Genomic DNA, 11,264 nt, shown 5'->3' on the forward strand with positions numbered 1-11,264 from the left:
CGTAGGCGCTATTCAGGCATATATTATTAGTGTAGGAAAAAAAGAAGCTGCCAGAATCTTTACTGCAACAGTAACAAGTAAGTTAATTGCATGGGCTGCTCCTAAATTGGCTATTTTTGTAGGGACAGCGGTGACATTCGCTATGGATTATCTTGATATCGGTGCGAAAATTGCTGAGTATCTTGATTCTAGAGACTCTAATCCTAATAACGGATGGATTAATTTCTAAAAAAACGGATTGGATTGATACCAGTTGAGAAATTTTTTAAAGTATACAACATTCGTAATTTGGTTGTTCTTAGTTATTTACTTTGGTAATATGCTGGGAGTTCCTAAAAACTTGTATTATTACATCATATCTTTTTCTATATCTATTGCTGGAATTCTATTCATTTATAATTGGTTTGACCGAAAAGATCGTAAACGATAGAATGCAAGAAAGAGCCTTCAATCCCACAATTGTTACTATGGTTGAAGGCTCTTTTTTGTTAAAGTACTCTGGTACTGACGTAACTCTTTCGCTTAAGCAAGTAAACAAAACAGCGGCGAACTAATATGCTATAACTACGAATTGGGAATTAAAGAAGTATCCCCTTATAATGAATGAGGGGGCTTCTTTTGTTTAACAAATAATTAAACTGGGGTGATTGAAATGCCAATGGAAGCGGAGGTGTCCATATATCTTATCCTTGGCTTTAGCGCTGTAATAATTACTGTTCTAGCTTTCGTCGTTGGCTGGTGGATAAGATATAAGAATCAGGCTTATGGCTGGTTAACTCTCCACCTTCTTTTATTTATCGCTAGTGTAAGTCGGTGGCTAAAAGCGATCCAAGTGAGGCCTGATGAACCGATGGCTTCAGAGTTAAACTCAATAGTAATTGCTCAAGCCGGTGGATTATGGGCGCTGAGTATGCTGTTTTTTATGTTTGGACTGTATAAACTAAAAAACACAACAAAAAATTGAAATTACAAGTTGTTACACCAGTGTATAGATATAACCGTGGTGGACTCAGTGTGGTGGGCTCCCGTTTTCAGATGCTGATCTGTACTTTGACGATGCTGCCATGCGAGCATTATGTAGCGGGTGAACACAATGGTTGTATGGCTGACAAGTAAGTCATAAGAGCGTCCTTGTAACTCTTTTTGCAGGCGCAGCAAGAATTTGGTGCACGTGGAGAGAATGGCAAGCCATTCGTTCTTCTTGGAACGATGATGAACAAACACGACCATGACCGGAAGGTTCGGAACGAGGTGGGTTCGGATACAACGAAGGATGGTGTGATGATCTCCTTCTACCTGTGGTGCTACGGCATACAGCGCCTTAAGGTCTAGTCGCTCTCCATCCACAAGATACCGCTTGTTGTCGGTTTTCACCATAACTCTTTCGCTTAAGCAAGTAAACAAAAACAGCGGCAATCTAAGAACGTGCTCTCACGTCTTAGTTCGCCGCTGTCTTCATTTGTAATCCCCTACTTCCGGTCCGTATCGCATGCTTCGCGCGTCTCGCGGGATACCGTTTCGTCGGCGAGCTTGTCCCCGAATTGCTCCAGACGCGAAGGGCTCGATGCTGGGCCGTTGTTCTTTGGCTTGCTGTTTCGTCCTGACATGGCGTATCACCTCCGAATCGTAGCTTGTCTTGTTGCGGCCTGTTTTATGTTTCGGCTAAAAGAGGGGAAAGCTGGGCATAAGTAAGACAGACACGCTACACACATCAGGCTGGAAAGGATGAATGCACATGAGCAAGCACCTTCAAGCGTACTTTCATACGGAGAATGAGGCGGAGGACGTCCGCATCCTGCTCCAGACCTATGCCGTCGAGCAGATCGAAGTCGGACAGCTGCAGTCGACGAGCGGGGACGATGCGAACTTCATGCCGTATTCGCCATCGCTTGGCTCGGCTAACGTCGCGGTCGGCGTACCTGCATTAGGCGCAGGGAACAATACGAATGGAGCGCCGGGATTTATGCCCGTCTTTTTTAACCTGGATGACGAGGTAGGCGAGGACGGCGGAGGCTTCCGCGGCTTCAGCTACGTGCTCAGCGCACTTGTCGAGGACCGTGACTTCGAGAAGGTCGTAGACGTCGTTCATTCCAATGGCGGGCGAGTGCTGAAGCTGGAGGAGTAGGGTAGTAGCATCTCGTTATTGCAAAAAAAGAGCCTTGTCCTGTCATCCGCAGCCCCCCCAATTGGGAGTGCCGTTGACGATGGACAAGGCTCTTCAGCGTAAGCTTGAAGCGTCCAGGCGAACGTAGCGCTAGCGCTACGAGCTGCGCCGACGGGACAGATGAATGAACGTGACGGCCAGCGCCAGCACGAGCACCGATCCCTTGACGATGTCGAAGGCATAATACGGCATGTTGAGCATCGTGAGGCCGTTCAGCAGCACCCCGATCAGCACCGCGCCGAAGAACGTGCCGATCACATTCGGCTTGCCCGCGCCAAGCACGGAGTAGCCGACGAAGACCGCTGCGACGGCTTCCATCAAGAGCGGTGCGCCCGCATCGATCTGGCCGGAGCCGACGCGCGCGGCGAACAGAATACCGCCGACCGCTGCGAAGATGCCGGACAAGATGTACGCGAACGTACGGATGCGGTTCACCGAGATGCCCGACAGACGGGCCGCCTCACGGTTGCCGCCAGTCACGTACATTTGCCGTCCCCAGCGGGTGTAGGTCAAGAAGATGTGTACCGCAATGACTGCCACAATCATCAGAATGACCGGCACCGGCATGCCGAGCAGCTTGCCTTGACCGATCCACAGGAACGAAGGATCGAACTTGCCCGGAGCCTTCGTCCCGTCCGTCATCTGCATGTTGTTGTAGATCGAGAAGCCCTTCGTATACGTCTTGTGGACGCCGCCGATGATGTACATGATCGCGAGCGTGGCGAGCAGGTCAGGGATACGCACCTTCACGATCAGGAGCGCATTCAGTAGACCGATCACGATACCGATCAAGAGCGGTACGGTCAGCACGACGACGAGCGGCAGCTCATACCAGACCATTAGCGTAGCAACGACGACAGTCGTCAGAGAGACGGTGGCGCCGACTGATAAGTCGAAGCCGTCTACAATTTGCGAGAACGTCACGCCGATCGCGACGAACGTCACGATGGAGATGGAGCGCAGAATGTCCGCCATGTTGTCATAGGACAAGAAGTGTTCGTTGACGGCCGAGAACCCTGCGATGACGAGGGCGATGACCGCCAGCGCTCCGTATTTATAAGTGAAGTCTAGCCACTTTTCTTTCATTCCGATTTGGCCTCCCCGCTGCTAGCGTAGTACAATACGTTCTCCTGTGTCGCTTCCTCTCTCGTCAGCTCCTTCACGATGCGCCCGTAGCTCATGACGAGTATGCGGTCCGCGATGCCGAGAATTTCGGCGATTTCACATGAGAAATAGACGATCCCCTTGCCTTCCTGCGCCAGCTTGCCGATTAAGCGGAAAATGTCGCTCTTCGCTCCCACATCGACGCCCTTCGTAGGCTCGTCGAACAGGTAGACGTCAGCGCCCGTCGGCAGCCACTTCCCGACGGCGACCTTCTGCTGGTTGCCGCCGCTCAAATATTGGACTCGCCGCTCCTTGATCGGCGGCTGAATGCCCAGCTCGCCGATGCGGGCATCGGCGTTCGCTTCCTCGAGGCCGCGCCGGACGAAGCCGAGGCGGCCGAGTTGCTTCAAGATCGGCAGGGCGAGATTCGCCATGACCGGCAGCTCGACGAGGACGCCCTGCTTGCGGCGCTCCTCCGGGATCAGTGCGAGCCCGGCGCGCACCGCGTCCGCGGGCTCGGTCAGCCGCAGCGGGCGGCCGCGCAGCACGAGCTCGCCCGCATCCAGCTTGTCCGCGCCGAACAGGAGGCGGGACAGCTCGGTCTTGCCGGCGCCGACGAGACCGACGACGCCGACGATCTCGCCCTCGCGTACGGTCAGGCTGACGTCGCGCACCTTCGTGCCGAAGCGCAAGGCTCGCGCTTCGAGCAGCGTCTCCCCGATGGCCGTCTTCACCTTCGGGAACTCCTCCTCGAACGGCTTGCCGAGCATTTCTTCAATAACAGCACGGGTGCTCGTCTCCGAGGACGCCTTCGTGGAGATGCGCCTGCCGTCTCGCATGACGGTGACGCGGTCGCTGATGCGGAACACCTCGTCAAGGCGATGCGAGATGAAGATGCAGCCGACGCCTTCTTGCTTGAGGCGCTGCATCAGTCCGAACAGTCGATCCGCCTCCTCGCTGCTGAGCGGCGCTGTCGGCTCATCGAAGATGATGAACTTCGCTGATTGCGCCAGTGCCCGGCCGATCAATACGAGCTGCTTCTCGGCAATCGTCAGCTCGCCCGCCTGCTTGCGCACGTCCAGCTCCGGCATGCCGAGCTCTGCGAGCAAGCGCTTCGCCTCACGCTCGAGGCCGCCCCGGTCAATCCACAGCGCACCCGACGTCAGCCGGTCGAGCATCATGTTCTCGGCTACCGTCAGCTGAGGGACTAGCGCAGTGTCGACCTCCTGGTAGACGCAGGTGATCCCTTGATGGATCGCATCGAGCGGCCGGCGCACATGGAGCGGCTGTCCATCAATGCTCACAGTTCCTGAATCGGCGATATAGGCGCCGGACAATACTTTCATCAACGTGCTCTTGCCTGCGCCGTTCGCGCCGAGCAACGCATGAATTTCGCCGCCGCGCACCTCGAAGTCGACCTGCTGCAGCGCCTTAACACCCGGGAACGACTTCGTTATGCTTGACATGGCGAGTAGATGGGGGGACTTGGCCATCGCTTAGGCTCACGCTCCTTCGAATGGGAAAATCCCACCGTGCCTCAATTCGAAGGCCGATGGGATTATCGATATGCAACCTGTATGCTTACTTCTGCTCCGCTTTCTTCATCCACTCCGTATAGCCTTGCTCGCTGCCGCCCCAGCCCTTCACGTGCTGGCTAAGCTGCGCTGTGGAGATCTGCTCCTTCGGAAGCTGATCGCGGGATACGAATACTGGCTCCAGTACGACCTTGTCCGGCGTCTGGTCGCCGTGCAGCTTCTGGTACAGGTAGCGAACTTGAATACGTCCGATATCCTTCGGATCAACAGCAGCGGAAGCAACCCAAGGGCTGTTCGGATCTTGGATCATCTGCAGATCCTCATCGCTCATGTCGATGCCGTATACTTTAATCTCCGTACGTCCTGCTTGCTGAATCGCGCGGGCTGCACCCTTGGCGAACTCATCCCAGGATGCCCACACTGCTGCGATGTCGCCCTTGTTCGGGTATTTCTTCAGGATCGCTTCCATCTGTGCTTGTGTGTCAAGTGCTGTATTCTGAGTCGCTGCACCGAATGCCGCAACTTCCTTAATGTCTGGATATTTCGCCTGGAAAGCCTGGTAAGCGACTTGACGACGCTCCATCGGAGCGAAGCCAGCTACCCAGATCTTCACGATGTTACCCTTGCCGCCGATATCCTTGCTCAGCTGCTCGAGCGTCTGCTCAGCCATCTTCGCATCGCCTTGCTCCAGTACCGTTACGCCTGGAACCTTCAGGTCTGCGTCGAACGCTACGACCGGAATGTTCTTCTCCAGCGCACGCTTCACGCCGTTCTCGAGCGCTTCCGCTGTGCCGTGGTCGATCAGAATACCGTCTACCTTCTGGTTGATGGCAGCATCCAGATTGGAGGCCATCTTGGCAAGGTCGCCGTCAGCAGGGCTTACGGTAACAGTGCCGCCGAGCTTCGTAACCTGCTCCTTCACACCTTCAATATATTGCGCGGAGAACGTGCCCAGGTTGATTTGCATAATGAGAGCAATTTTTTTGCCGGCGAGCGGGTTCACGCTCGAAGCGGCGGAGCCGTTGTCCGCAGGCTTGGCAGCCTCCGGTGGCTTGCTTCCGCAAGCGGCCAATGAGATCGACAGGATGAATACGAGAACCAATAGGAACGGTTTGTTGAGCAGCTTCATAGTACGTCATTCTCTCCATTCTACTAATATGTATAATTCCAATGGAATTACTAGGTGATTAAACTTTATCATAAGCGGCAACCAAGGGTCAATATAGGAATAAGGCTATAATCAACTATAAATTCATGAAATTCGACATAAATATACACGATTCCTCCTTAATTTGCACAAATCTAGCGATACAACACCCTATAGTACCATAGAAGTTAGTCGCCGAACAGCACAAAAAAGAGCGCGCCGTACCAATGTCGGGCGTGCTCTTTTTACAAAAACCTACATACTATGTGTTCAAGCTAGCTAGCAAGTAAAAACGCGGCTGCAGCAACAGCGACCGCTGCCGAATAGGCAATCTCCAGCCATTGCTTCTTCGGACGCTGGGACAAGCTGAACATCATATAGACCGAACGGACAATAATAATGATAAGGGCAATCTGGAATAACGATTCAGGCATACGCATGACCTCCTTAGGAATCACATCGGGTACTACCTAACTTATGCGCTCGCAGGCGAGTCATGACGGAATCGTGCGTTAATATTCACAGCTCTGTAGGAAAATCAAGACAAAAACTGCAACATCTCCACGCCTCTGTTCGTTCAAAGGAATAAGCGTCGTCGTTACGCTGTATACCGAATTTAGAAAGGATGATCAATGATGAAGCAATGTAAATGGACGAAGCTGGCGGTAGTAACCAGCTTGATCATGAGTATAGCGGCCGCTCCGGCTGCAGCGTTCGAGGATCTGGAGGCTGGTCAGCGCGAGTCGGTGCTGTCACTGAAGGAGCGAGGCATCGTGAATGGTGTGGACAGCAAGCACTTTGCACCGCGCAGCAAGACGAGCTACGCCGAGGCGGTACATTTGCTCGTGAAGGCGTTCGACCTGAACATTGACCATATGAAGTTTATTAAGAAACCGGAGGCTTCCGACTACTTCACGCAAGTGCCGAACGATGCGTGGTATTCGGAGTCGTTCGTCATCGCGCATCTGAACGGCATACCGCTTCCCAAGGATATCAGTCCAGATGGAATCGTCACTCGTGAGCGATTTGCCGATATGATCATTCATGCGATCGATACGAAGGGAACGTTTCCTGTGATCAAAATGCTGATCATCTTCGAGGACGAGGCGGACATCGACCCGGCGCTCAGCTACAGCGTCCAGCGGCTCGTGTTGCACGGCATTGTGAAGCAGCAGGAGGATCGCAGGTTTAATCCTAAGAGCGAGCTGACTCGCGGCGAGGCTGCCGTATGGGTGTATCAAGCGGTTCAATTCGTGAACTCGCATACGAAGCCGCAGCAGCAGGAGAAGGTAACCGTTAAGGTGGAGAAGGTCAACGCGGATGTGAACAAGGTGATTTTGTCCCGCGGGGAGAAGCCAACGGCTGGTTATGCGATTCGAATTACGGGTATTCTCTTTGAGGAGGATGGACGTGCGATCATTACGTATAAGGTGACGGACCCTGCTCCTGATAGTATGAACGCGATGGTGATCACCGAGCCAACGGCTGAGACTTATGTAGCCAGCGGCTACGAGATTACAGCACAGCTTGATCGGGAATAGGTTATGAGTAGATAGGAGGTTATCGAGATGGAGCAATCGTACTTGATTCTGGAGGACAGGAAGCTTGCGTATTGTGTGCATGGAGAAGGGCTGCCGCTGGTGCTGCTGCACGGCTTTTGCGGAAGCGGCGCTTATTGGGATGACGTCGTGTCGCGACTTGCTGAGAGCTACAAGGTAATCGTGCCTGATCTGCGCGGCCACGGAGCGTCCGATACGCCAAGCGGTCCCTACACGATGGAGGAGCTCGCCGCAGACATTGCGGAGCTCATCAAACGCCTTGACCTGGGGCGTGCGGTTGTGCTCGGACATTCGCTCGGCGGGTACGTGACGCTCGCGCTTGCGGAGCAGCATGCGGAGCTGCTGAGCGGCTTCGGCCTTATTCATTCGACGGCGTATCCAGACGATGAGCAAGGGAAGCTGAATCGGATGAAGGCGAAGCAGACAATTGAAGAGAAGGGGATAGGTGCATTCGCAGAAGGGCTCGTGCCGAAGCTGTTCGCACCTGGCCATCTCGAGACGATGCGAGCAGCAGTCGATAAGGCAATGACGATCGCCCGTGGAACAAGCGCGGACGGTGCCGCCAGCACCATCGTCGCGATGAAGGAACGCCCTGATCGGCGTGCCGTGCTGCAGAACACCGAACTTCCGGTGCTGCTCGTAGCCGGAGCCTTGGATCAGATTATACCGAAGGAGAAGACGTTCACAGCATCGGGAGACCATGTGGTGCACCGATTGATCGACAGCGCTGGACATATGAGCATGATGGAGGCTCCCGAGGAGCTGACTCGTATTGTGCTCGAATTTATGAGCAGTAAGCTGGAGCAGAAGCAGGAACAGGTCTAAGCGGTCAACACGTTCCTTAGGATGGACATTTAAGAAGGTGATGAGCCTCAGGAGGTGCAGGCGATGCCCTTGGACAAGCGGCTGCAGGACATTGCGGACAACCATGCGATCGTATGCTACGATGGGGTGTGCGGCTTTTGTCAGAGAGTTGTACAGTTCTTGCTCCCGCGAGATCGGCATGGAGCATTCTATTATACCGCACTGCAATCGCCAACCGGTCAAGCATTATTGAAGGAGCACGGCTTGGACCCGAGTTCATTGAGCACCTTCGTCCTCATTGATGCAGGACGTGCATACGTCCGTTCAACAGCAGGGCTGCGTGTCTTGCTTAGACTCGGCGGCTGGTGGCGGCTGCTATATGCGGCAATTATCGTGCCCGTACCGATCCGTGATGCGGTGTACTCGCTTATTGCGCGTAATCGGTACCGTTTTTTCGGAAAGACGGACGCATGTATGCTCCCTGTACCTGAGGCTAGAGGCAGATTTCTCGATCGACTGTAGAACTCTCTTCATGTGAATCGAATAAAGACTATACCAAGGGACAAGGACATGTCCGGGCAATCGCTCGGATCATGTCCTTGTTTGGCGTCGAAGTCGTCTGAGCAGGACGATACCTAATCCTGCCGCAGTGACGAGTAGTCCATTGGTGAAGTGGTTCATCACCAAGAGGAGCGGGACGCTGAGCGCTGCTGTCAGCAGCATGTGGATGGTCCGAATCAGCCTCTGAACTGATACAGCTCGCAGCTCGGCGGGCAGCGGATAGATGTACGACCAGTCGGAGTGCAGGTACGCCTTAGGCAGCTCCTGAAGCTGTACGCCGACCAGCCATACGAATAGGAGATACAGAGCAGACGGCACCCAGTCGCCTGACGAAGAGAGCAACAGCCCGGCTCCAATCGACCACAGTCTGATCGTGATGCCGAACAGCTCCGAGCGAAGCCACACGCGCACATACAAGTAGCGGTACGTATCTGTGGAACGGAATCGAAGGCCCGCGAGCACAGCTAGCAGTCGTCGAGGGAATCGTCTGTTTCGTGGACGGCTCTGGACATGACCGACATCTACGAATTGATTCAATAGTCTGAAGATGAAGGACCGATGCGCTAGCTCCGTGTCTGCCAGTCGGTTCCAGTTCATGCTTGCTCGCGCAGTACTTCTAATTACGAATAAATATGCGAAGCCTACAGCCGCTACCAGCAGGCTCCCCAAGCCCGGCTTCAGGACGAGCAGGCCGTACACGCCGCCGAGTGCCGCCGCCCAGCGTGCTGCACGCCACATGACAAGCTCGTATATGTCGCTATATTGCAGCTCCGCCCACTTCGCCTGCAGCAGCAATCGCTTCATGGCGATGAGCACGAGCAGCACGTGCCAGAAGCCGGGCTTCGCTCCTTCGATCTGTATGTACGCTGGCCATACTGCCAGCCACAGGAGCAGCAGCAGTGCGCTTTGAGCCAGGAAGGCCCGATGTACGGCATGCTTCATGTAAGTGGCCTTGAGCTCATTTTCCAACGGGATCAGGAAGACAAGGTCAGCAGCTCGAACGTATGTACGAATCGGAGTGATTGCCATAACAGGAACGAGAATCGCGGTAATCAGCTCAGCGAATGGGAAGCCGGGCGGCGCCTCGGGCAATATGCGGTCGTACGTGTACATCAAGCCAAGGAATGCGACAACGATGATGAGAGACAGCGACTGCAGCGCGTATACCAGATAGGGACGTATTTCCTGGGAAAAGGCGGTCGAGCGTCGACGCCATAAGGTGAGCGGCTCAACAGCTGGGCTGTCCGGTTGGTGTGAACGGCTCATGGAAGAACGGCTCATGGATGACCACCATCCTGTGTAACAAGCGTGCAGAATACGTCATCGAGCGAGCCGCCAGGCAGCTTCGCTTGAAGCCGAAGGGCGTCTACGTCACCGTAAGCCTTCAGGCGCCCGTTATGCAGCACAACGTACCGGTCCCCATACCGTTCGATGGTAGATAAGATGTGCGAGCTGATCAGTATGGCGGCGCCGCTTCTTTTTACACTCGCCATCAGCTCCAGCAGAGAACGAATCCCGAGAGGATCAAGGCCGAGGAACGGCTCATCGATAATGTACAGGCTCGGCTGAACGAGGAAGGCGCTCATAATCATGACCTTCTGCTTCATCCCCTTGGATAAGTGCGCGGAGAGTCGGTTCGCATAGGCGGTCATCTGAAATTGCTCGAGCAGCTGCGGTGCCCTTCCCTCGAAGTCGGTCGGTGAGAGGCCGTAAGCCATTGCCGCCATCTCCAGATGCTCCTTCACGGTCAGCTCCTCGTACAGCAGGGGGGTCTCCGGTACGTACGCATACGTTCTGCGGTAAGCGCCGGCGTTGTCCTCGAGCTGGATACCGGACAATCGCACGGTACCCGAGTGTGGCTTCATTAGTCCAAGGATGTGCTTGATCGTGGTGCTCTTGCCTGCGCCATTCAGACCGATGAGACCGATCATCTCGCCGGGATGGACGGTGAAGCTTATGTCATGCAGTACCGGCTTTTGACGGCTATAGCCTCCTGTGAGCTGCTCTACTTCTAATAATGGATTCATGGTTTCACCTCAATTTCCATTTTACCTTGTTTTTGTGCAGAGGAGAAATATGTCTGTAATTCGAGCTTGCGTATTCATAATGGTTGTGCTATATTATGTTCCTCGGCCGACGAGGTCGAATGATGTTGAGAAAAGTAAAAATAACACTTGCATTCTTACACGGAAGTGTGGTACATTACTTTTCGCTGTCCGATACAAACGAGTTCGAAATAAAACGAACCGAATGTTGAGAAAAAATAGTGCTTGCAATGACGGTCGCGAATGTGGTATAGTAATTCTCGCTGTCACGCAAGACAAGCTATTGAGAAGCGGACAAGCAGTCAATATAATTGCCCTTTGAAAACTGAACAATGAGTGAGTGCT

At 53.9% G+C, this 11,264-nt stretch carries 12 protein-coding genes and 1 pseudogene; 5 read left to right on the plus strand and 8 right to left on the minus strand.

Annotated features, from left to right (window positions below; translation table 11 throughout):
- The first annotated feature begins 652 nt into the window (after positions 1 to 652).
- Entirely contained in the window at positions 653 to 964 is a 312-nt protein-coding gene (locus PAE68_RS05885; protein WP_281885029.1) for a hypothetical protein, read from the plus strand.
- 17 nt (positions 965 to 981) lie between these two features.
- Here the strand turns inward: PAE68_RS05885 and PAE68_RS22775 are convergent.
- Both PAE68_RS22775 and PAE68_RS05895 read right to left on the minus strand, forming a co-directional pair.
- A pseudogene (locus PAE68_RS22775) lies at positions 982 to 1,377 on the minus strand (IS4 family transposase); the annotation flags it as partial.
- Positions 1,378 to 1,469: 92 nt separating this feature from the next.
- Positions 1,470 to 1,607 (minus strand): hypothetical protein, encoded by a 138-nt coding sequence (locus PAE68_RS05895; protein WP_281885031.1) that lies wholly within the window; start codon positions 1,605 to 1,607, stop codon positions 1,470 to 1,472.
- Positions 1,608 to 1,735: 128 nt separating this feature from the next.
- On the opposite strand from PAE68_RS05895, the gene PAE68_RS05900 reads away from it, so the two are divergent.
- Positions 1,736 to 2,125 (plus strand): hypothetical protein, encoded by a 390-nt coding sequence (locus PAE68_RS05900; protein WP_281885033.1) that lies wholly within the window; start codon positions 1,736 to 1,738, stop codon positions 2,123 to 2,125.
- A 135-nt stretch (positions 2,126 to 2,260) separates the two neighbouring features.
- Here PAE68_RS05900 and PAE68_RS05905 read toward each other — a convergent pair whose 3' ends face one another.
- From PAE68_RS05905 to PAE68_RS05920, 4 genes are all read right to left on the minus strand, one after another.
- On the minus strand, positions 2,261 to 3,250 hold the full coding sequence (locus tag PAE68_RS05905) for an ABC transporter permease (protein ID WP_281885035.1): 990 nt from the start codon (positions 3,248 to 3,250) through the stop codon (positions 2,261 to 2,263).
- Positions 3,247 to 4,761, minus strand: a complete 1,515-nt coding sequence (locus PAE68_RS05910) for a sugar ABC transporter ATP-binding protein (protein WP_281885037.1) — start codon at positions 4,759 to 4,761, stop codon at positions 3,247 to 3,249. The genes PAE68_RS05905 and PAE68_RS05910 overlap by 4 nt, the downstream gene beginning before the upstream one ends.
- An 88-nt stretch (positions 4,762 to 4,849) precedes the next feature.
- Positions 4,850 to 5,932, minus strand: a complete 1,083-nt coding sequence (locus tag PAE68_RS05915; RefSeq protein WP_281885039.1) for a sugar ABC transporter substrate-binding protein — start codon at positions 5,930 to 5,932, stop codon at positions 4,850 to 4,852.
- Positions 5,933 to 6,225: 293 nt separating this feature from the next.
- A complete protein-coding gene (locus PAE68_RS05920) occupies positions 6,226 to 6,384 on the minus strand; it encodes a hypothetical protein (RefSeq protein ID WP_281885041.1) in 159 nt (52 codons plus the stop codon).
- Positions 6,385 to 6,585: 201 nt separating this feature from the next.
- Here PAE68_RS05920 and PAE68_RS05925 point away from each other — a divergent pair, with 201 nt between their 5' ends.
- The 3 genes from PAE68_RS05925 to PAE68_RS05935 all read left to right on the plus strand — a co-directional run bounded on the left by PAE68_RS05925 (position 6,586) and on the right by PAE68_RS05935 (position 8,835).
- Positions 6,586 to 7,491 (plus strand): protease complex subunit PrcB family protein, encoded by a 906-nt coding sequence (locus tag PAE68_RS05925; RefSeq protein WP_281885043.1) that lies wholly within the window; start codon positions 6,586 to 6,588, stop codon positions 7,489 to 7,491.
- Positions 7,492 to 7,518: 27 nt separating this feature from the next.
- Positions 7,519 to 8,334 carry an alpha/beta fold hydrolase gene (locus tag PAE68_RS05930; protein WP_281885045.1) on the plus strand — a complete coding sequence of 272 codons (816 nt, stop codon included), beginning with the start codon at positions 7,519 to 7,521 and terminating at the stop codon, positions 8,332 to 8,334.
- Positions 8,335 to 8,397: 63 nt separating this feature from the next.
- Positions 8,398 to 8,835 (plus strand): thiol-disulfide oxidoreductase DCC family protein, encoded by a 438-nt coding sequence (locus tag PAE68_RS05935; protein ID WP_281885047.1) that lies wholly within the window; start codon positions 8,398 to 8,400, stop codon positions 8,833 to 8,835.
- A gap of 69 nt (positions 8,836 to 8,904) precedes the next feature.
- Here the strand turns inward: PAE68_RS05935 and PAE68_RS05940 are convergent, their stop codons facing one another.
- Both PAE68_RS05940 and PAE68_RS05945 read right to left on the minus strand, forming a co-directional pair.
- A complete protein-coding gene (locus PAE68_RS05940) occupies positions 8,905 to 10,155 on the minus strand; it encodes an ABC transporter permease (protein WP_281885049.1) in 1,251 nt (416 codons plus the stop codon).
- Entirely contained in the window at positions 10,152 to 10,901 is a 750-nt protein-coding gene (locus tag PAE68_RS05945; protein WP_281885051.1) for an ABC transporter ATP-binding protein, read from the minus strand. The genes PAE68_RS05940 and PAE68_RS05945 overlap by 4 nt, the downstream gene beginning before the upstream one ends.
- Positions 10,902 to 11,264 lie beyond the last annotated feature (363 nt).

Source organism: Paenibacillus sp. YYML68 (assembly GCF_027923405.1).
Lineage (GTDB): Bacteria > Bacillota > Bacilli > Paenibacillales > NBRC-103111 > Paenibacillus_G.

What these genes read in the sequence shown, in the direction of transcription:
- PAE68_RS05900 (WP_281885033.1), top strand. Translation starts at nt 1,736, where the DNA reads ATGAGCAAGCACCTTCAAGCGTACTTTCATACGGAGAATGAGGCGGAG.
- PAE68_RS05930 (WP_281885045.1), top strand. Translation starts at nt 7,519, where the DNA reads ATGGAGCAATCGTACTTGATTCTGGAGGACAGGAAGCTTGCGTATTGT.
- PAE68_RS05910 (WP_281885037.1), bottom strand. Translation starts at nt 4,761, where the DNA reads ATGGCCAAGTCCCCCCATCTACTCGCCATGTCAAGCATAACGAAGTCG.
- PAE68_RS05935 (WP_281885047.1), top strand. Translation starts at nt 8,398, where the DNA reads ATGCCCTTGGACAAGCGGCTGCAGGACATTGCGGACAACCATGCGATC.
- PAE68_RS05945 (WP_281885051.1), bottom strand. Translation starts at nt 10,901, where the DNA reads ATGAATCCATTATTAGAAGTAGAGCAGCTCACAGGAGGCTATAGCCGT.
- PAE68_RS05885 (WP_281885029.1), top strand. Translation starts at nt 653, where the DNA reads ATGCCAATGGAAGCGGAGGTGTCCATATATCTTATCCTTGGCTTTAGC.
- PAE68_RS05940 (WP_281885049.1), bottom strand. Translation starts at nt 10,155, where the DNA reads ATGAGCCGTTCTTCCATGAGCCGTTCACACCAACCGGACAGCCCAGCT.
- PAE68_RS05915 (WP_281885039.1), bottom strand. Translation starts at nt 5,932, where the DNA reads ATGAAGCTGCTCAACAAACCGTTCCTATTGGTTCTCGTATTCATCCTG.
- PAE68_RS05920 (WP_281885041.1), bottom strand. Translation starts at nt 6,384, where the DNA reads ATGCCTGAATCGTTATTCCAGATTGCCCTTATCATTATTATTGTCCGT.
- PAE68_RS05925 (WP_281885043.1), top strand. Translation starts at nt 6,586, where the DNA reads ATGAAGCAATGTAAATGGACGAAGCTGGCGGTAGTAACCAGCTTGATC.
- PAE68_RS05905 (WP_281885035.1), bottom strand. Translation starts at nt 3,250, where the DNA reads ATGAAAGAAAAGTGGCTAGACTTCACTTATAAATACGGAGCGCTGGCG.
- PAE68_RS05895 (WP_281885031.1), bottom strand. Translation starts at nt 1,607, where the DNA reads ATGTCAGGACGAAACAGCAAGCCAAAGAACAACGGCCCAGCATCGAGC.